20 protein-coding genes are annotated in these 19,317 nt (G+C 65.0%); 9 read left to right on the top strand and 11 right to left on the bottom strand.

All coding sequences use genetic code 11. The annotated features are described in order from the left end of the window. Positions 1-25: 25 nt before the first annotated feature. The 4 genes from GTZ99_RS04155 to rpmF form a co-directional block, all read right to left on the bottom strand. Entirely contained in the window at positions 26-322 is a 297-nt protein-coding gene (locus GTZ99_RS04155) for an integration host factor subunit alpha (protein ID WP_161716987.1), read from the bottom strand. Between the two features lie 138 nt (positions 323-460). Then, complete coding sequence (locus GTZ99_RS04150) at positions 461-1,447, bottom strand: beta-ketoacyl-ACP synthase III (RefSeq protein WP_161716986.1); 987 nt, start codon at positions 1,445-1,447, stop codon at positions 461-463. Next, the gene (gene plsX / locus GTZ99_RS04145; protein ID WP_161716985.1) at positions 1,444-2,517 is read right to left on the bottom strand and encodes a phosphate acyltransferase PlsX; all 1,074 of its coding nucleotides are present in this window, start codon (positions 2,515-2,517) and stop codon (positions 1,444-1,446) included. The genes GTZ99_RS04150 and plsX overlap by 4 nt, the downstream gene beginning before the upstream one ends. Positions 2,518-2,549: 32 nt before the next feature. After that, positions 2,550-2,729, bottom strand: coding sequence for a 50S ribosomal protein L32 (gene rpmF / locus GTZ99_RS04140; RefSeq protein ID WP_161716984.1), 180 nt, complete (start codon positions 2,727-2,729; stop codon positions 2,550-2,552). Between the two features lie 215 nt (positions 2,730-2,944). On the opposite strand from rpmF, the gene GTZ99_RS04135 reads away from it, so the two are divergent. Beyond that, the gene (locus tag GTZ99_RS04135) at positions 2,945-3,337 is read left to right on the top strand and encodes an MAPEG family protein (protein ID WP_161716983.1); all 393 of its coding nucleotides are present in this window, start codon (positions 2,945-2,947) and stop codon (positions 3,335-3,337) included. 42 nt (positions 3,338-3,379) lie between these two features. On the opposite strand, the gene GTZ99_RS04130 is transcribed toward GTZ99_RS04135, so the two are convergent. Together GTZ99_RS04130 and GTZ99_RS04125 are read right to left on the bottom strand one after the other, a co-directional pair. Continuing rightward, positions 3,380-4,042, bottom strand: a complete 663-nt coding sequence (locus tag GTZ99_RS04130; RefSeq protein ID WP_161716982.1) for an MBL fold metallo-hydrolase — start codon at positions 4,040-4,042, stop codon at positions 3,380-3,382. A gap of 51 nt (positions 4,043-4,093) precedes the next feature. Continuing rightward, positions 4,094-4,804, bottom strand: coding sequence for a S24 family peptidase (locus GTZ99_RS04125; RefSeq protein WP_161716981.1), 711 nt, complete (start codon positions 4,802-4,804; stop codon positions 4,094-4,096). 93 nt (positions 4,805-4,897) lie between these two features. On the opposite strand from GTZ99_RS04125, the gene GTZ99_RS04120 reads away from it, so the two are divergent. The 3 genes from GTZ99_RS04120 (at position 4,898) to GTZ99_RS04110 (ending at position 6,308) form a co-directional block, all read left to right on the top strand. Further along, positions 4,898-5,104, top strand: a complete 207-nt coding sequence (locus GTZ99_RS04120) for a hypothetical protein (RefSeq protein WP_161716980.1) — start codon at positions 4,898-4,900, stop codon at positions 5,102-5,104. Beyond that, positions 5,094-5,507, top strand: a complete 414-nt coding sequence (locus GTZ99_RS04115; RefSeq protein ID WP_227711049.1) for a hypothetical protein — start codon at positions 5,094-5,096, stop codon at positions 5,505-5,507. The genes GTZ99_RS04120 and GTZ99_RS04115 overlap by 11 nt, the downstream gene beginning before the upstream one ends. Before the next feature lie 87 nt (positions 5,508-5,594). Then, positions 5,595-6,308 carry a TonB-dependent receptor gene (locus GTZ99_RS04110; protein ID WP_161716979.1) on the top strand — a complete coding sequence of 238 codons (714 nt, stop codon included), beginning with the start codon at positions 5,595-5,597 and terminating at the stop codon, positions 6,306-6,308. 36 nt (positions 6,309-6,344) lie between these two features. On the opposite strand, the gene cysS is transcribed toward GTZ99_RS04110, so the two are convergent. The 4 genes from cysS to fsa form a co-directional block, all read right to left on the bottom strand. Continuing rightward, positions 6,345-7,820, bottom strand: a complete 1,476-nt coding sequence (gene cysS / locus GTZ99_RS04105) for a cysteine--tRNA ligase (protein ID WP_161716978.1) — start codon at positions 7,818-7,820, stop codon at positions 6,345-6,347. A gap of 40 nt (positions 7,821-7,860) precedes the next feature. Beyond that, complete coding sequence (locus GTZ99_RS04100; RefSeq protein ID WP_161716977.1) at positions 7,861-8,826, bottom strand: hypothetical protein; 966 nt, start codon at positions 8,824-8,826, stop codon at positions 7,861-7,863. 173 nt (positions 8,827-8,999) lie between these two features. Beyond that, positions 9,000-10,814 carry a cobaltochelatase subunit CobT gene (gene cobT / locus GTZ99_RS04095; RefSeq protein WP_161716976.1) on the bottom strand — a complete coding sequence of 605 codons (1,815 nt, stop codon included), beginning with the start codon at positions 10,812-10,814 and terminating at the stop codon, positions 9,000-9,002. Between the two features lie 28 nt (positions 10,815-10,842). Continuing rightward, entirely contained in the window at positions 10,843-11,493 is a 651-nt protein-coding gene (gene fsa / locus GTZ99_RS04090; protein WP_161716975.1) for a fructose-6-phosphate aldolase, read from the bottom strand. A gap of 188 nt (positions 11,494-11,681) precedes the next feature. On the opposite strand from fsa, the gene GTZ99_RS04085 reads away from it, so the two are divergent. Next, positions 11,682-13,853: a primosomal protein N' gene (locus GTZ99_RS04085; protein ID WP_161716974.1), complete on the top strand. Its 2,172-nt coding sequence runs from the start codon at positions 11,682-11,684 to the stop codon at positions 13,851-13,853. A gap of 30 nt (positions 13,854-13,883) precedes the next feature. Here GTZ99_RS04085 and GTZ99_RS16950 read toward each other — a convergent pair whose 3' ends face one another. Then, positions 13,884-14,414 (bottom strand): methylated-DNA--[protein]-cysteine S-methyltransferase, encoded by a 531-nt coding sequence (locus GTZ99_RS16950; protein WP_161716973.1) that lies wholly within the window; start codon positions 14,412-14,414, stop codon positions 13,884-13,886. A gap of 381 nt (positions 14,415-14,795) precedes the next feature. Here GTZ99_RS16950 and GTZ99_RS04075 point away from each other — a divergent pair, with 381 nt between their 5' ends. The 4 genes from GTZ99_RS04075 to atpD all read left to right on the top strand — a co-directional run bounded on the left by GTZ99_RS04075 (position 14,796) and on the right by atpD (position 19,316). Then, on the top strand, positions 14,796-15,350 hold the full coding sequence (locus tag GTZ99_RS04075; RefSeq protein WP_161716972.1) for a F0F1 ATP synthase subunit delta: 555 nt from the start codon (positions 14,796-14,798) through the stop codon (positions 15,348-15,350). Between the two features lie 64 nt (positions 15,351-15,414). Then, positions 15,415-16,944, top strand: coding sequence for a F0F1 ATP synthase subunit alpha (atpA, locus tag GTZ99_RS04070; RefSeq protein ID WP_161716971.1), 1,530 nt, complete (start codon positions 15,415-15,417; stop codon positions 16,942-16,944). A 30-nt stretch (positions 16,945-16,974) separates the two neighbouring features. Then, positions 16,975-17,850, top strand: a complete 876-nt coding sequence (locus GTZ99_RS04065) for a F0F1 ATP synthase subunit gamma (protein ID WP_161716970.1) — start codon at positions 16,975-16,977, stop codon at positions 17,848-17,850. A gap of 29 nt (positions 17,851-17,879) precedes the next feature. Next, positions 17,880-19,316 carry a F0F1 ATP synthase subunit beta gene (gene atpD / locus GTZ99_RS04060; protein ID WP_161716969.1) on the top strand — a complete coding sequence of 479 codons (1,437 nt, stop codon included), beginning with the start codon at positions 17,880-17,882 and terminating at the stop codon, positions 19,314-19,316. Position 19,317 lies beyond the last annotated feature (1 nt).

Below are 19,317 nucleotides of genomic sequence, written 5' to 3'. Positions count from 1 at the left end.
CCTTCATCGCGGACATACGCCGCCATCAACCGTTGGCGACGCGGTCCTTCAACATCTGGCTTGCCCGGAAGGTCAGCACGCGGCGCGGCGTGATCGGCACTTCGACGCCGGTCTTGGGGTTGCGGCCGATGCGCTCGCTCTTGTCGCGCAACAGGAACGTGCCAAAACCCGAGATCTTGACATTCTCACCAGTGGCCAGCGCCTCGGTCATCATTTCAAGGATGGATTCAACCATCGCCAGAGAGTCTGTCCGCGACAGGCCCAGACGGCGATTCATCGCTTCCGCCAGATCGGCACGCGTAAGGGTACTCATGGAGCGCATATCGCCTCCCTGCCTTTCTTTCCAGACCCTCCCGACTCGAAGGGATAGCAAAATGGTAAGAAAAGACAATGCCATCCCGCCATCTTTTCAGACGGGATAGCGCCAAAAATCCGGCATTTTGGAACGAAAGGATCCGGATCAGACCCGGATCAGGCTGGCGCCCCAGGTAAAGCCGCCGCCCATCGCCTCGATCAGGATCAGGTCGCCCGCCTTGACCCGGCCATCGCGCACCGCCGTGTCCAGCGCCAGCGGCACAGACGCTGCCGAGGTATTGGCATGTTCGGGCACCGTCACCACAACGCGGTCGGGCGACATGTTCAGCTTCTTGGCGGTCGCCTCCAGAATGCGGGCATTGGCCTGATGCGGCACCAGCCAGTCGATGTCATCGGGCGTGTGCCCGGCATCTTCCAGCACCTCACCCACGACACTGGCCAGATTGGTGACGGCGTGGCGGAACACCTCGCGCCCCTTCATCCGCAGGTGGCCGACGGTTTGCGTCGTGCTGGGCCCGCCATCGACGAACAGCAACTGGTTATGCGCGCCATCGGCGTGCAGGCGCGTGGCCAGAATGCCCGCGCCGCCGTCCTGCGCGCTGTCCTGCGCCTCCAGTACCACGGCGCCCGCGCCATCGCCAAACAGCACGCAGGTGGTGCGGTCTTCCCAGTCCAGAATGCGGCTGAAGGTTTCCGCGCCGATCACCAGCGCGCGCCGGGCCATGCCCGAACGCAGCATGGAATCGGCCACACCCACCGCATAGACAAAGCCCGAGCACACCGCCGCCACGTCAAAGGCGATGCCGCCATTGGCGCCGATGGCGTTTTGAACGATGGTCGCGGTGGCGGGAAAGGTCTGCTCGGCCGTGGCGGTGGCCAGCACGATCAGATCGATGCTGCCGCCTTCCACGCCCGCCGCAGCCAAGGCAGCCTTGGCCGCATCGATCGCCAGCGAGGCGGTGGTTTCGCCTTCCCCGGCAATATAGCGCTGACGGATACCGGTGCGCTCGACGATCCACTCATCCGTGGTGTCGACCATCGCCGCCATTTCGGCATTGCTGACACAGCGCTGCGGCAGCGCGCTGCCGGTGCCGATCAAAACCGAGCGCCGCACGGTGCCCTGCCCGCTCATTGGGCGGCCTCGCCGGCGACCTTGCGGGGGCTGCGAAGCGTCTCTGCACCACCAAGGCGGGCGAGATCGGCGGCAATGCGCTCGTTCAGGTTTTCCTCCAGCAGCCGCGCGGTCAGGCCCACGGCGTTGGCCACACCCAGCGCGTTGGCGCTGCCGTGGCTTTTCACGACGATCCCGTTCAACCCCAGGAACAATGCCCCGTTGTGGTTGTTCGGGTCCAGATGATGCTTCAGCAATTCGGTCGCCGGGCGCGAGATCAGGAAGCCGATCTTGGACCGCAGCGAGCTGGCAAACGAGCGGCGCAACAGGTCACCCACGAAACGCGCCGTGCCCTCCACCGCCTTCAACGCGACATTGCCGGTAAAGCCGTCGGTGACAACGACATCCATTTCGCCGCGACAGATCTTGTCCGCCTCGGTGAAACCGTCAAACCGCATCGACAGGCGCTCGGCCGCGTCCTTCAGCACAGCGGCCGCTTCGCGCAGATCCTCGGTGCCCTTGATTTCCTCGGTGCCGATGTTCAGCAAACGGACGCGCGGCACCTGCTGGTTGTTGACGATACGGGCATAGCAGGCCCCCATCACCGAAAACTGCACCAGATTGCGCGAATCACATTCGGTATTGGCCCCCAGATCCAGCATCACGACATCGCTGGGCTGCAAGGTGGGCAGAATGGCGGCCAGCGCGGGCCGGTCGATGCCGGGCATCGTGCGCAGCGCCAGCTTGGCAATGGCCATCAGCGCGCCGGTATTGCCCGCCGAAACCGCAGCCCCGGCCGAGCCATCCTTGACCGCATGGATCGCCATGCCCATCGAGGTGCTCTTGGCCCGGCGCAGCGCCTGACTGGGCTTTTCCTCGCCGCTGATGACATCATCGGCATGCAGCACTTCGGCCACCCCGCCCCGCAGGGTGGGATGGCGATCGAGCGCTTTTTCAAGACGTGGGGCATCCCCCACGAGCAGCAGACGAATGCGCGAGTCGCGCTCGTGCGCCATGGCCGCACCAGCGACCATGGTCCGCACGCCATCGTCCCCGCCCATCGCATCCACAGCGATACGCGGCAGACTCATGGCGTGACTTCCCCCTGCTTATACGTGACGGATCAGAGACCGACCGCGATCACTTCGCGACCATTGTAATGGCCGCAAGAAGGGCAGAGGTTGTGCGGGCGCTTCAGTTCGCCACAGTTCGAGCACTCATGGAAGGCCTCAACCTTCAGCGCGTCATGGCTACGACGCATGCCGCGACGAGAGGGGGAGGTTTTCCGCTTGGGGACAGCCATTTCGGCACCTGTTCCTGAAAATACGAGTCAGACACAAAAAGCCGCCCTGGGCCGCATGAAGCGATGGGCGGATGCGAAGGCGCGCCTATAGCGAATTTCGCGTGTCATGCAAGCGGCTCTGCTCTATCGAGCGCAGATCGCGCAAGAAATGTTGCGGCAGGGCGCGCCCGTTGTGCCACCCCTGCCCCTGCCGCACTGCCAAGGAAAGGGCCACAATGCAGCTGTTACCCACCACTTTATGCCTGAGCGGGGCCGCCGCCGTGGTCAATTTCTGGCTGGCGACGCGGATTGGCCAGATCCGCATGGCAAAAAAGATATTCATTGGTGACGCGGGCGATGCGCAGCTGATCGCGCGCATGCGGGCGCAAGCCAACTTTATCGAACAGACGCCCATCACCCTGATTCTCTTTGCCTTGGTCGAACTGGCCGGCAAGGGCGGGGTGTGGCTGGCGCCGTTGGGCGCGGCATTCATGCTGGGCCGGGTGGCGCATGGCTTTGGCATGGACGGCCGGTTCAAGGCGGGGCGCCCTATCGGCATGGCCACGGCGATCATCACGCAACTGACGCTGGTGGTGGTCGCGGTACTGGCCACCATGGGCCGTATCTGATGACGCGAGCGGGGGCGCACATACCGCCCCCGCCCGACCCGTTCAACCGTAACGGCCGCCGACAAACGGGTTGGTCAGCATTTCATGACCAAAGGTGCTGTGCGGGCCATGACCGGGGACAAAGGTCACATCCTTACCCAGCGGCCACAGTTTTTCCGTGATCGAATCCAGCAATTGCTGATGGTTGCCCTGCGGGAAATCGGTGCGCCCGATGCTGCCCTTGAACAATACGTCGCCCACAATCGCCAGCTTGAACGGGGCGTAATAAAACACCACATGGCCCGGCGTATGACCGGGACAATGGATCACCGACAGCGTCAGATCGCCCACCGTGACGGTATCGCCATCGCTCAGCCAGCGGTCGGGCTCGAAACTTTGCCCCTCCAGCCCCATGCGGGTGTGGGGATCATCCAGCCCCTCGATCCAGAAACGGTCGCCTTCATGCGGGCCCTCGATCGGCACGCCGATATCGGCGGCCAAAACCCCCGCCAAACCACAGTGGTCCATATGGCCATGGGTGATCAACAGCTTCTCGATGGTGACGCCCAGACGGGCGACTTCGGCCTTGATCCGGTCCAGATCGCCGCCCGGATCGATCAGCGCCCCGCGCATGCTGCGTGTGCACCAGATCAGCGAGCAGTTCTGCTGAAACGGCGTGACGGGGATGGTGTGGATGCGCATCGGCATGTCAGAAGCATCAGTCATGCCCCGCCCGATACAATAGGCCGGGCGCCGATCCAATCCGCCTTTTGACGGCTATAGCCGCCCGCCCTTCCACACAACGCGACCAATGATCGCCACCTCTTCGCGGGGGAGATCCAGCGGGCGATAGGCGGGATTGTCGCTGATCAGCCCGATCCGCCCCGGCTGCGCCAGATCCAGCCGCTTGACCAGCAAGCCATCGCCCACCCGCACCACATGGATGCCGTCACGCATCGGGCGGGGAGTGCGGTCGACCAGGATCTCGTCACCATCGCGCAAGGTGGGCTCCATCGAATCACCCGTCACCGCGATCGCGGTCAGCATGGCCGGATCGAACCCCTGCCCGCGCAGCCAACTGGCGGCAAAGCGCAGCGCGCCAATCGCCTGTTCGCCCACGGCAAAGGCGCCCGGCCCTGCCGAGGCACCCAGTTCCAGCCGGGGCACATCGAACCATTCGGCCATGGGGCGCCGCGCGGGCACGGGCGGTTTTGCGGGCGCAACAGAACGCTGCCGCCCTGCCGCTGCGGGTTCGAAGGAAATTTCCTGCACAGAATCGCCCGTTCCGCCCAGTTCCGATTCGGCCACGCCAAAGAACCGCGCCAGCGTCCGCCGGTCGTCCTCCTCCAGCTTACGCGGACTACCCTTTCGTACAAATTGCTGCAAATATGTCGAATTTCTGCCAATCAGCGCCGACAGGGACGCCAGGCTGACGCCCTTGTCCGCCGACAGCTTCAGCAAATTTGCCCGAGGATCAATCTGTTCCATAACGGCGAACATACCATAGGAAATTTCCTAGACAACCCCCTCCAGATATGAGAACAAACACTGAACACAGCGAATCAGAACAGGAGGGGCAAAATGCTGCTGCTTCAGATCGAGAATTTTCTGCTTCAGTCCGGCATGAGCTGGACCCGCTTTGGCCGGATCGTCGCGCACGATCCGCGTCTGGTGGGCGACATGCGCAATGGCCGTCAGCCGCGCCCGGCCCTGACCCGGCGCATCATCGCCTTTATCACCACCCATCATCAGAACACCGCGACCACGGAGACCACCCATGCGCTTTGACGCCCGCAACACCCCCAGCCACCAGCCGCTGTTCGGCCATCCGCAGCCCGATCTGCCGCCGGTGGGGGCCGGCGCGCGTGGAGCACGGCTGCGCCATCCCTCGCTGCAACTGCTGCACGCGCTGTTGCGGCTGGCGGGCGACAAGGCCGAATTGATCAGCCACGCAGAACGTCCATGGGCCAGCGCCACCTTTCACGGCACGCGCCACACCGTCACGCTGGAGTTCAACGGCGTGGACGGCATCGCCGCCGCAGACGAGCTGATCGCCACCCTGCCCGAACATGAATTCACCATTCGCGGCCAGTTGGTGGCCGACGCCGTGGTGGCCGAAGTGACGCAATGGCAGATCCCCGCCCCGCGCATGGTCGTGGAATGCGAGCTGTTGTTGTTGGCCGATATCTGACATTTGGCGCGGCTTGACAGGTCGCGCCCCGGCCCACACCCTCCCGCCACAGCGCCAACAGAACGGCCGCACGTGGGAGGGACAAGCATGCGACATTTCATCACCGCCGCGCTGGCAGGCGCACTGATCGCGCCATCACTGGCCAGCGCGCAGGATCTGGGCAGCATGGAGGTGATCGTCACCGCCCGCCGCCGCTCTTCCGACGATTACAGCCCACAGATGCCCGCCATCGGTCTGCGCCGTCAGGCCGATTTTGCGGTGCAGGGCGTGGTGGTGCGCGGCGACACCCGCGATTCCGCCCAGCGCGAGCAGGAAATTTACGCGATGGTGCGCGGCGCGGTGGCGTTGGCGGGCAAGCAGGGCCTGCAACTGGCCTTTGGCGAGGAGGTGCTGCAACCGCTGACCGCCGCCAATGTCTCGGCGTTGGGCATTCAGCGTGACAGCCGCCCCGACAGCGCCAAGATCACCTTTCTGGTCAAGGCGCCGCTGTCGGCGGGCATGACGGCGCAGCAAGCGCAGGCGCGCATCACCGCTTTCCTAAAGGCCGTAACCCCGGTTGGCCGCGCCCAGATCGAGGCGGTCGATGACCTGACCTTTTCGGTCGTGGGGCCCGACCAGTACCGCCCGGCCATCAGCGAGGCGATCGCCGCCGACGCCCGCGCCATGGCGGCGCGCGTCGGGCCGGACTATGCCGTGCAGATCGAAAACCTGCAGGCCCCGGTCGAATGGGCCCGCAGCGGGCCTAGCGAGGTGTTCCTCTACCTGCCCTATCGGCTGAGCGTGCTGCCCCGCCGGCCATAGGCTGACCATAACCGGCGCGGGCCATCACACCCGCCATCACCCCTGCAGGAAAAACGCCAGGTTCCATTCCCAGCCCAACGGATCGCCATCCATCACCGCCACGCCCTGCGTGCCCAGTTCGTCGCGCAGGGCATCCAGCCGGGCAAAGTCCTTCTCGGCCCGCGCTGCCTTGCGCTCGGCCTGGATGGCCTCGATCGCGTCCTCGGTGATGGTGGCGGCCTTGGGACGCAGGCGCAGGTCCTCACGCGCCAGCTCCATCAGGTTCAGCCCCAGCACGCCGTCGATCACGCCAATGGCCGCCAGTTTTTCGGCGGCGGGCACCTTCTTGGTGGCGATCACCTCCTCCAGCGCGGTCAGCGCGACCGGCGTGTTCAGATCATCGCTGATCGCGGCGGCAAATTTGTCCATGGCGGGGGCAATCTTGGGCCCCCACGCCTCGGCGGTTTCGGCCCCGGCCTGCGTCCGCAACAGGCTCACCGCCATCAACAGCCGCTTCAACCGCACCAACGCCGCGTTCAGCCCGTCCCAGCTGAACTCCAGCTCTGACCGGTAATGCGCCTGCAGGCACATCATGCGATAGGCCAGCGGGTGAAAGCCCTTGTCGATCAGCAATTGCAGCCGCAGGAACTCGCCCGAAGACTTGCTCATCTTGCCGCTGCGTTCGACCAGGAAATTGTTGTGCATCCACATCCGCGCGCCCGAATGTGCGGGCTCGTCCAGCCCACCGGTGCAGCACACCGCCTGATTCTGGGCGATTTCGTTGGGGTGGTGGATTTCGCGGTGGTCAATGCCGCCGGTGTGGATGTCGAACGGAAAGCCCAGCACCTCGCCCGACATGACCGAGCATTCCAGATGCCAGCCCGGCGCGCCACGGCCCCACGGGGAATCCCATTCCATCTGCCGCTTCTCGCCATCGGGCGTCTTGCGCCAGATGGCAAAATCGGCCTGATTGCGCTTGCCATCGACCGCCTCGATCCGGCCCTCGCCATCCTCGGTCTGGGCGCGGGCCAGACGGCCGTAATCGGCCACCGTGGACACATCGAAATACAGCCCGCTGTCCAGTTGATAGCAATGCTTGTCCGCGATCTTTTGCGCGAATTCAATCATCTGCGGCACGTAATCGGTGGCGATCGTCCATTTGGCGGGCTGACGGATGTTCAGCGCGCGAATGTCCGCCCAATAGGCCTGCTTGTAATGCTCGGCGATGTCCCAGATGGATTGCGCCTGTTGGCGCGCCATCTTTTCCATCTTGTCCTCGCCCGCGTCGGCGTCATCGGTCAGGTGCCCAACATCGGTGATGTTGATCACATGCGTCAGCCGGTACCCCTTGTACGACAGCGTCCGCCCCAGCACATCGGCAAAGACATAGGCCCGCATATTGCCGATATGCGGGTAGTTATAGACCGTTGGCCCGCAGGAATAGACGCGCGCCTCGCCCTCATGGACGGGCTGGAACGGTTCGACTTGGCGGGTCAGGCTGTTGAACAGCTGCAAGGGACTGGCATCACTCATGCCCTGCCGGTTGGCAAGCCGCGCCCCAAACGTCAAGTGTTCACGGGCGCGGCGGGCCAATCGGTCCATCGGGCACACGGTCGGGTCGCAGGGCATAGCCATGGGGCTGGGCCGCGCCCATGTCATCAGCATCCACCGGCTTCAGCCGCTGGCCCAGAAACTCGCCCTCATCGGCCGGGCGGATAAAGGGGCGGGCGATCAGCGCGCTCATCCGCATGCGACACACGACAAAGCGGGTTTCGTCCGGCTCCACCTCCATCCGCAATTCGTCCGTGGTTTCCCCCGTCACCCGGAACGTGTGCAGGCCCGGCCGCGCAACCATGGCAAACCAGCGCCCATTGCCCAGCGAGCTGACCTTTTGCCCCTCTTCCTTGACCGTGCAGCCGATCCCGGCCCAATTCATCGATCCGGGACGGAAGAACACCACCAGCCCCGATCCGCGCGGCGGCATGGGCAGGCCATTGGGGCGCCGCGCGGGATGCGGCGGCTCTATCGCGACAGGGGGCGGCGGCGGGGTGAAATCGACAGCCTCCATGGTGCGCGCGATGATGCCGCTGCCCGCGCCCAGCGCGATCTCGCCGCCCTTGGTCACCGCGCCGATCATCCCGCGCGCGGCCGCCGTGGGGCTGACCGCCAACAGCGAATGCCGGGTGGTTGACCGGTCGATCTGCGCGACCCGGTCCTCGCCCACCGTTTCCGCCTCGGTCGAGCGCAGGCGGATCTGCCGCCCGCCCTGTTCGATATAGCGCACCGCGATGATCAGCACCCCCGGCCCGCCGCCATTGGTGGCGCGCTTGGCCTCGACCACCTCGCCCACGCCCAGCGCGCCAGCAGGCACCACCACTACACCGCCCACCACCAAAGGCGCGGCCAGACGCACCGGAAAGGCATCGCCGGGCCGGTTGCGCGCGCTGGACAATTCGGACAACAGCACCATCCGCACCGGAGAAAGCGCGGGCAGGATCAGCGCGCGCCCAGGCGTGGCTGAATCAGGCGTTACAGGCACAGGCTGAACAGCAACGGTCGCTGGCCTCGGCTGGGCACTGGCCCACCCGCCTGTTGCCAGCCACAAGGCCCCAATCAGGCCCCACAGCACCTTGCGACCGCTCCGTTGCCCCGCCATAGCCCCTCCGTATTTTTACGAAGGCTATGCCCGGTGGCGGGGCGCGGCAAGAAAAACTATTCGTCCTCGAACAGCGCGGCCAATTGTTCGATCATTGTGCCGCCCAATTGTTCAACATCCATGATCGTCACGGCGCGGCGGTAATAGCGGGTGACATCATGGCCGATGCCAATCGCCACCAGTTGCACGGGCGATTTCTTTTCGATCCAGTCGATGATTCGCCGCAGATGCAGTTCCAGATAGCCCGCCGCATTGACCGACAGCGTCGAGTCATCCACCGGCGCGCCGTCCGAAATCACCATCAGGATGCGGCGATCCTCGGGCCGGGCCAGCAGGCGGTCATGCGCCCATTTCAGCGCCTCGCCGTCGATGTTTTCCTTGAGCAGCCCCTCGCGCATCATCAGGCCAAGGTTCTTGCGCGCCCGGCGCCACGGCTCATCGGCCTTTTTATACACGATATGGCGCAAATCGTTCAACCGGCCCGGATGCGCGGGCTTGCCCGCCGCCAGCCACGCCTCACGGCTTTGCCCGCCCTTCCACGCACGGGTGGTAAAGCCCAGAATCTCGGTCTTGACGCCGCAACGTTCCAGCGTGCGCGCCAGCACGTCGGCCGAAATCGCCGCGATGCTGATCGGGCGGCCGCGCATCGACCCGGAATTGTCGATGAGCAGCGTGACGATCGTGTCCTTGAACTCGATGTCGCGCTCCACCTTGTACGACAGCGAGGAACCGGGCGCGACGACGATCCGCGACAGGCGGGCGGCATCCAGAATGCCCTCCTCCTGATCGAAATCCCAACTGCGGTTCTGTTGCGCCATCAGGCGGCGCTGCAAACGGTTGGCCAGACGGGTGACGATGCCCTGCAACCCCTTGAGCTGCGCGTCCAGATAGGCGCGCAACCGGCCCAGTTCATCATCGTCACACAGGTCAGTGGCCGAGACCACCTCGTCAAATTTGTCGCTAAAGACGGTATAGTCGAAATCGGCGGGCAGATCGGTCCAGGGGCGGTTGGGGCGGACGGGCAACATGCCCTCCTCGGCCTCCTGCGCCTCCTCGTCGGTGTTGGCGTCGTCGTCGACCTCGGTCTGCTCTTCGGCCTCGCCCTGATCATCGCCCTCGCGGCGCTCGGCGGCCATCTCGACGGGCTGCTGCTCCTGCCCCGCCTGCTCCTCGCCCTCGTCCTGTTCCTGCTCGTCCTCGGCCTCGTCATTATCCTCGTCATTGCCCGGCTCATCCGTGGGCAAAGGCAAGGTCAGGTCCAGATGGCGCAGCATGTCCAGTGTCACGGCCTGAAACGCCTGCTGGTCCTGCAAATTGGCGGCCAAAGCGTCAAAATCCGCGCCTGCGCGTTCGCTGATCCACTTGCGCATCATCTCGACGCCCATGCGGGCGGCCTCGGGCACCGGCTGGCCGGTCAGCTTCTCGCGCAGCATCAGCGCCAGCGCGGCCTGCATCGGCACTTCCTCGGGGCGGGCGGCGCGGGTGATCGGGTCCGCGCCCATCCGCACCATCAGCGCCGCGTCCAGATTGTCGCGCATCCCGGCATAATCATTGCTGCCGATCGCCTCGTACCGCACCATCTCAACCGCGTCATAACAGGCGCGGGCGGCGGGTTCGGAGGGGGCATTGCGGCGGTGCAACACCTCATTATGGTGATGCAGCTTCAGCGCGTAGCTGTCGGCAAAACCGCGCGCCTCCATCGCCGCGGCACGCGGGATGCTGCGGCCGGGCATCGGCACGCGCATATGCGTGCCGGCCAGAACCGGGGCATCGGCGGTCCATGTGATCTCCACCTCTGGATTGTCGGCAATGGCGCGCGATGCGCCCGTCAATGCCGCCTTGAACCTGTCGAGAGGAGTTTCGTCCGCCAATGCCCTGATCCGTCTTTACAATATCAACTTACAGCTTCTGACCGGTCTTGGCCCAGTCGGCAAGGAAACCTTCGATGCCCTTGTCGGTCAGGATGTGCTTGAACAGGCCCTTGATCACCGCCGGGGGGGCGGTCATCACGTCGGCACCGATCTTGGCGCATTCCAGCACATGCACGCCGTGGCGGATGCTGGCAGCAAGGATCTCGGTTTCATACGCATAGTTGTCATAGATCAGACGGATGTCGCGGATCAGGTCCAGCCCGTCAAAGCCGTTGTCGTCATGGCGGCCGATGAAGGGCGAGATGAACGAGGCGCCCGCCTTGGCCGCCAGCAGCGCCTGATTGGCCGAGAAGCACAGCGTCACATTGACCTTGGTGCCGTCCGAGGTCAGCGCCTTGCAGGTCTTGAGGCCGTCGATCGTCAGCGGCACCTTGATGCAAACATTGTCGGCGATCTTGCGCAGGATTTCAGCCTCGCGCATCATGCCTTCGTGGTCCAGGCTGATGACTTCGGCCGACACCGGGCCATCGACAATGGCGCAGATTTCCTTGGTCACTTCCAGGAAATCGCGGCCCGACTTGGCGATCAGCGACGGGTTGGTGGTCACGCCGTCCAGCAGGCCGGTGGCGGCCAGATCCTTGATGTCGGCGATTTCGGCGGTGTCGACGAAGAACTTCATTGGGGTGTCCCCTTTGGTTGTCACGCCACGGGAGGGCGGGCGCGATTCTGTCTATGGCTGGCGGCCAGCCTATAGGCAGGTGCGCGCGCTAACCCAAGCCCCCTTTCGGCACCCTTTTGGTGCAAGGGTTGGGGGCAAGCACCAAGCGGCCCCTTGTCGCGCGCGGCGGGCTTGCGCATAGGACAGGCATGACCCGCGCCCGCCTGCTTGTGTTGAACGCCGCCCTGCCGGTGCTGGACTATCGCGTCCCGCACGGGATGAGCGTTGAGCATGGCAGCGTGGTGGTCGCCCCATTGGGCCCACGCCAGATCATCGGCATCGTGTGGGAACCCGAACGCCTGCCGACCGAGGAGGTGGGCGACAACCGCCTGCGCAACCTGTTGCAGGTCTTGCCGGTGCCGCCGCTGTCTGCGCCACTGCGGCGGTTGATCGAATGGACGGCGGATTACTACTGCGCCTCGCTGGCCTCGGTGGCGCGGATGGCTTTGTCCTCCACCGCCGCGTTGCAGGGCGGGCGGACGATGACCGAATACCGGCTGGCCAGCGACGCCCAGCCCCCCGCCCGCCTGACCCCGCAACGCGCCGCCGCGATCGAGCGGCTGGCGGGCGAACAGGCCACCATGCGCGAACTGGCCGAAATGTCGGGCGTGACCGAAGGCGTGCTGCGCGGCATGGTGGGGGTTGGCCTGTTGCAGGCGGTGCAGGTGGATCTGGACCGCCCCTATCCCGCCGCCGATCCAGACCATGACGTCCCTGCCCTGTCGGCTGGCCAACAGGCGGCCGCGGACGAGATGGTGGCGGCGGTGGCGACCAGCGGCTTTGCCCCGTTCCTGCTGGATGGCGTGACCGGTTCGGGCAAGACCGAAACCTATTTCGAGGCGGTGGCGCAGGCGATCCGCATGGGTCGTCAGGTGCTGGTGCTGCTGCCCGAAATCGCCCTGACACAAAACTTCCTCCACCGTTTCGAGGACCGCTTTGGCGTCACCCCCGTCCTGTGGCACTCCAGCCTCAAGGCCGCCGAACGCCGCCGCGCATGGCGCGCCATCGCCAGCGGTCAGGCGCAGGTGGTGGTGGGCGCGCGCTCGGCACTGTTCCTGCCCTTTGCGCGGCTGGGCCTGATCGTCGTCGACGAAGCGCATGAGGTGTCGTTCAAACAGGACGAGGGCGTGCGCTATAACGCGCGCGACGTGGCGGTGATCCGCGCCCGGTTCGAGAGCATCCCGGTGGTGCTGGCCAGCGCCACCCCGGCGCTGGAAAGCATGACTCTGGCCGAGGCGGGCGTATATAAGCGTATCGTCCTGCCCGACCGTTTTGGCGGGGCGCAATTGCCCGACATCCAGATCTGCGACCTGACCCAGCAACCGCCGGAGCGCAACCACTGGATCGCCCCCCCGCTGGTCGAGGCGTTGAAGGCCCGGCTGGAGCGCGGGGAACAATCGCTGTTGTTTTTGAACCGGCGTGGTTACGCGCCGCTGACGCTGTGCCGGTCCTGCGGCCATCGGTTTGAATGCAACACCTGCAGCGCGTGGCTGGTCGAACACCGCCTGTCGCGGCGGCTGGCCTGTCACCATTGCGGGCAGGAACAGCCCATGCCCACCGCCTGCCCCGAATGCGGCGAGGCCGATTGTCTGGTCGCCTGCGGCCCCGGCGTCGAACGCATTGCCGACGAAGTGCGCGAAATCCTGCCCGAGGCGCGGGTCTTGCTGGCCACATCGGACACGCTGAACTCGCCCGAAAAGATCGGCGATTTCGTCACTGCCGCGCAGGAAGGCATGGTGGATGTGATCGTGGGCACGCAATTGGTGACCAAGGGCTATCACTTTCCGGAACTGACGCTGGTGGGGGTGATCGACGCCGATCTGGGGCTGGAGGGCGGCGACCTGCGCGCGGGCGAGCGCACCTATCAACAGATCGCGCAGGTGGCGGGCCGCGCGGGCCGTGGGGAAAAGCCGGGCGAGGTGGTGATCCAGACCCGCCACCCCAAGGCGCCGGTGATCGCCGCCTTGGCGGCGGGCGACCGCGACGCCTTTTACACCGCCGAAACCGAAGGCCGCCGCGCCGCCCACGCCCCGCCCTTTGGCCGCTGGGCCGCGATCATCGTTTCCAGCGAGGATGAGGCCGAAGCCCGCGAGGCCGCCCGCGCCATTGGCGGCACGCGGCCCAACCTGCCCGATGTGGCGGTGCATGGCCCCGCGCCCGCACCGCTGTCATTGTTGCGGGGCCGCTATCGCTATCGCCTGTTGATCAACGCGCGGCGCAGCGCCGAATTGCAAAAGATCATCCGCGAATGGCTGGGCGGGCTGAAATTCCCCGCCAGCGTCCGGGTCGGCGTCGATATCGACCCATACTCCTTTGTATAGGGGCGGCTAAACCGCGTCATTCAAGGGCGGCTAAACCGCCACGCCCTCGCGGCGCAGCAGGGCGCGCTTGATCTCCACGCCCCAGTGGTAACCGCCCATCGCGCCATCGCCGCGCAGGACGCGATGACACGGCACCAGCACCGCCACCGGATTGGCACCATTGGCCGTGCCCACCGCCCGCGCCGCGTCCGGCTGGCCGATGGCGGCGGCTACCTGTGCATAGCTGCGCGTTTCACCAGACGGAATGGCACGCAGCGCCGCCCACACATTCTGTTGAAAAGCCGTGCCGCGCAGGTCCAGCGGCACGTCCGCCCCATCCCCCCGCCCCTCAACCACGGCGACAACGGCGGCCACCCATGCGGCAAAAGCGTCATCAGCCCCCGCCTCCACCCGCGCGCCGGGATAGTGTGCGGCCAAACTGTCCGCCCCCTCGGCAAAGGCGACGCGGCATATCCCGCGCGAACTGGCCGCAATCAACACCTTGCCCAACGCGGTGGGGACGATGGCATGGCGGATCACCTCTGCCGCACCACCCCCGGATCTGTTACGGTTCCCCTCCATGGCAGGCTCCCAAAGGCGCGCGGATCTGAACGCGCGGTGAATCGAATCGGGACGCGCCGCCCCATTGGCACGATGATGCGCCCAATCGGAACATCATGGCAACCCCACCCCTTGCACGCCCGCCGGCAAACCGCAAAATCCGGGCAATCGCGCCAAAGGGGCGGTGCATCCGCGCCACCGTGGGATCGGAATGGGGCACAGATTGGAGGGAATGGTCCCGCCCCGCTTGCATCCATTCCTATTCATCGCTATGCGCGCCGCGAACTGAGGGTTGTCACGCAGGTTGCGCGGCAGTTCACCCGTCAGCGACTATTGGCTCCTGACCGTCCGGCAAAGAGGCTGGCGGGCATGGGGCGAACCGGCAAGAGGGGACCGACGCGCGTGGAGAATTCCGCCGGCATTACCGCCAGTCTGCAAGGGCGTTACGCTGCTGCCCTGTTCGAACTGGCCAGTGAAAAGGGCGCCGTGAGCGCCGTGGAGGCGGATCTCGAGACGCTGGGTCAGGCAATCGCCGGCTCGGAGGATCTGTCCGCGCTGATTCGCAATCCGCAGATCACCCGCGATGCGGCCGCCCGTGCGGTCGATGGCGTGGCCGCCCTGCTGGGCCTGTCTGATCTGACCAAGAACTTTCTGGGCGTGTTGGCGGGCAATCGCCGCCTTTCGGCCCTGAGCGACATCATCGTCGCCTTTGCCTCGATCGCGGCGGCTGCCCGTGGCGAGGTGTCGGCGCAGGTGACCAGCGCCCACCCGTTGAGCGATGAGCAGCTGTCGGCCCTGTCGGCCAAGCTCGCCGCGCGCGAGGGCAAGACCGTCAAGCTTCAGGCGAGCGTCGACCCGGATCTGCTGGGTGGCCTCGTTGTCCGCATCGGGAGCCAGCAGATCGACAGCTCGATCCGCACCCGTCTCAATTCTCTCGCCCAGGCCATGAAGGGCTAACGCCCTTTTCGGTTTTGGCCGATGAAGGGCTAAGGCCCGCACAAGGTTCGATGAAAGGCTGAACATGGAAATTCGCGCCGCAGAAATTTCGAAGGTCATCAAGGACCAGATCGCCAATTTCGGCACCGAAGCCCAGGTTTCGGAAGTCGGTTCGGTGCTCTCGGTTGGTGACGGTATCGCCCGCATCCACGGTCTGGACAAGGTTCAGGCCGGTGAAATGGTGGAATTCGCCAATGGCGTTCAGGGCATGGCTCTGAACCTCGAAGCCGACAATGTCGGCGTCGTGATCTTTGGCTCGGACTCCGAGATCAAGGAAGGCGACACCGTCAAGCGCACCGGCGCCATCGTGGACGTGCCGGTGGGCAAGGGTCTGCTGGGCCGCGTGGTGGACGCGCTGGGCAACCCGATCGACGGCAAGGGCCCGATCGTGTCGGACCTGCGCAGCCGCGTCGAAGTCAAGGCGCCGGGCATCATCCCCCGCAAGTCGGTGCACGAGCCCGTGCAGACCGGCCTGAAGGCCATTGACTGTCTGGTGCCCGTGGGCCGTGGCCAGCGCGAGCTGATCATCGGTGACCGTCAGACCGGCAAGACCGCCGTTGCGATCGACACCTTCATCAACCAGAAGACCGTCAACGCCGGCAACGACGAGTCGAAGAAGCTGTACTGCATCTACGTCGCCGTTGGTCAGAAGCGTTCGACCGTGGCGCAGATCGTGCGTCAGCTGGAAGAAAACGGCGCGATGGAATATTCGGTCGTGATCGCCGCGACCGCTTCGGAGCCCGCTCCGCTGCAGTATCTGGCGCCCTACACCGGCGCTGCCATCGGTGAATTCTTCCGCGACAACGGCATGCACGCCGTGATCGTGTACGACGACTTGTCGAAGCAGGCTGTGGCCTATCGCCAGATGTCGCTGCTGCTGCGTCGTCCCCCGGGCCGCGAAGCTTATCCGGGCGACGTGTTCTACCTGCACTCGCGCCTGCTGGAACGCGCTGCCAAGCTGAACGATGACAATGGCGCCGGTTCGCTGACCGCTCTGCCGATCATCGAAACGCAGGCGGGCGACGTGTCGGCCTACATTCCGACCAACGTGATCTCGATCACCGACGGCCAGATCTTCCTGGAAACCGGCCTGTTCTATCAGGGCGTCCGTCCGGCGATCAACGTGGGTCTGTCGGTGTCGCGCGTGGGTTCGTCGGCGCAGACCAAGGCGATGAAGAAGGTCTCGGGCTCGATCAAGCTGGAGCTGGCGCAGTACCGCGAAATGGCGGCGTTTGCCCAGTTCGGTTCGGACCTCGATGCTTCGACGCAAAAGCTGCTGAACCGCGGTGCGCGCCTGACCGAGCTGCTGAAGCAGCCGCAGTTCTCGCCGCTGGGCTTTGAAGAGCAGACCTGCGTCATTTTCGCTGGCACCAACGGTTATCTGGACAACGTCCCGACCAACCGCGTCACCGAATATGAGGCCGAGCTGCTGAGCTTCCTGCGCAACAGCCACGCCGACCTGCTGACCCTGATCCGCGACACCAAGGATCTGGGCGACGAGGCCAAGGGCAAGCTGGTTGCCGCTCTGGACGCTTTCGCCAAGCAGTTCGCTTAAGTCCGGCAGCCCTACGAAAGGTAGTTGGCTATGGCCAGTCTCAAGGAACTCAAGGGCCGGATCAACTCGGTCAAATCGACCCAGAAGATCACCAAGGCCAAGCAGATGGTGGCCGCCGCGAAGCTGCGCAAGGCGCAGTCCGCGGCGGAGGCCGCACGCCCCTATGCCGCCCGTCTGGCAGAAGTGATGGGCTCGATCGCCTCGCGCATCGTCGTGAGCGAGAACAGCCCCAAGCTGCTGGCCGGCACCGGCAAGGATGCGGTGCATCTGTTGGTCGTGGCCAATTCGGACCGCGGCCTGTGCGGCGCGTTCAACTCTAACATCCTCAAGGCAGCCCGTCTCAAGGCTCAGGCTCTGGAAGCCGAAGGCAAGACGGTGCTGTTCTATCTGGTCGGCCGCAAGGGTCGCGCGGTGATCCGTCGCGAATATCCCAACGCCATTCTGGCCCAGTTCGACACCACCGAGGTGCGCGAGCCGGGTTATGGCGAGGCCGAAAAGATCGCCGATGAACTGGTCGCTCTGTATGAGGCCGGCAAGTTCGACGTGGCGCACCTGTTCTTCAGCAAGTTCCGCAGCGCGCTGCTGCAGGAGCCGACCGAACAGCAGATCATCCCCGTCCCCACGCCCAAGGCCGAAGCGGCCACCGGCGGCGCTGTGGTCGAGTATGAGCCCGAGGAAGAAGAAATCCTCGGCGCGCTGCTGCCGCGTTACCTCAAGACGCAGCTGTTTGGCGCGTTGCTGGAGAACGCGGCGAGCGAACAGGGTGCATCGATGACCGCGATGGACAACGCCACGCGCAACGCCGGCGACCTGATCAGCAAGCTGACCATTCAGTACAACCGCAGCCGTCAGGCCGCGATCACGACCGAACTCATCGAAATCATCGCTGGCGCCGAAGCGCTCTGACGACGAGATAGAAGGCAAGGAAAAAACCCATGGCCACCAACACTGGCAAGATCAGCCAAGTTATCGGCGCCGTCGTCGACGTGACTTTCGACGGCGAACTGCCGGCGATTCTGACCGCTCTGGAAACGGACAACAACGGCAACCGTCTGGTGCTCGAAGTTGCCCAGCACCTGGGTGAAAACACCGTCCGCACCATCGCTATGGACGCCACCGAAGGCCTGACCCGTGGTCAGCCGGTGTCGAGCACCGGCGCACAGATCTCGGTGCCGGTCGGCCCCAAGACGCTGGGTCGCATCATGAACGTTGTTGGCGCGCCCATCGACGAACGTGGCCCCATCGGTGCCGAACAGAGCGCCCCGATCCACGCCAAGGCTCCCGACTTCATCGACCAGTCGACCGAAGCGGCCATTCTGGTCACCGGCATCAAGGTCATCGACCTGCTGGCCCCCTATGCCAAGGGCGGCAAGATCGGCCTGTTCGGCGGCGCGGGCGTGGGCAAGACCGTGTTGATTCAGGAACTGATCAACAACATCGCCAAGGGCCACGGCGGCGTGTCGGTGTTCGCTGGCGTGGGTGAACGTACCCGCGAAGGTAACGACCTGTACCACGAATTCCTGGACGCTGGCGTTATCGCCAAGGACGCTGACGGCAATCCGACCCCGGATGGCTCGAAGGTGGCTCTGGTGTTCGGCCAGATGAACGAACCGCCGGGCGCGCGTGCTCGCGTGGCTCTGTCGGGTCTGACCATGGCTGAATACTTCCGCGACCAGGAAGGCCAGGACGTGCTGTTCTTCGTGGACAACATCTTCCGCTTCACGCAGGCCGGTTCGGAAGTGTCGGCTCTGCTGGGCCGTATTCCTTCGGCCGTGGGTTATCAGCCCACCCTGTCGACCGACATGGGCGCGCTGCAGGAACGCATCACCTCGACGACCAAGGGTTCGATCACCTCGGTTCAGGCGATTTACGTGCCCGCGGACGACCTTACCGACCCCGCGCCGGCCACCTCGTTCGCCCACTTGGACGCAACGACCACGCTGAACCGCGCGATTTCGGAACTGGGCATCTATCCCGCCGTGGACCCGCTGGACTCGACCTCGCGCGTGCTGACGCCCGCCGTTGTCGGTCAGGAGCACTACGAAACCGCCCGCCGCGTTCAGGAAACGCTGCAAAAGTACAAGTCGCTGCAGGACATCATCGCGATCCTGGGCATGGACGAGCTGTCGGAAGAAGATAAGCTCACCGTTGCCCGCGCCCGCAAGATCCAGCGCTTCCTGTCGCAGCCCTTCCACGTGGCCGAAGTGTTCACCGGCATCAGCGGCAAGTTCGTGCAGGTCGAAGACACCGTCAAGTCGTTCAAGGCTGTGGTCGACGGCGAATACGACCACCTGCCCGAAGCCGCGTTCTACATGGTTGGCGGCATCGACGAAGCGGTCGCAAAGGCCAAGAAGCTGGCCGCGGAGGCCTAAG

The sequence above is a fragment of the Novosphingobium ovatum genome, assembly GCF_009909235.1.
Classification (GTDB): domain Bacteria; phylum Pseudomonadota; class Alphaproteobacteria; order Sphingomonadales; family Sphingomonadaceae; genus Novosphingobium; species Novosphingobium ovatum.
The sequence above is the reverse complement of the archived record's forward strand: the minus strand, read 5'-3'. Positions and strand labels throughout refer to the sequence as shown.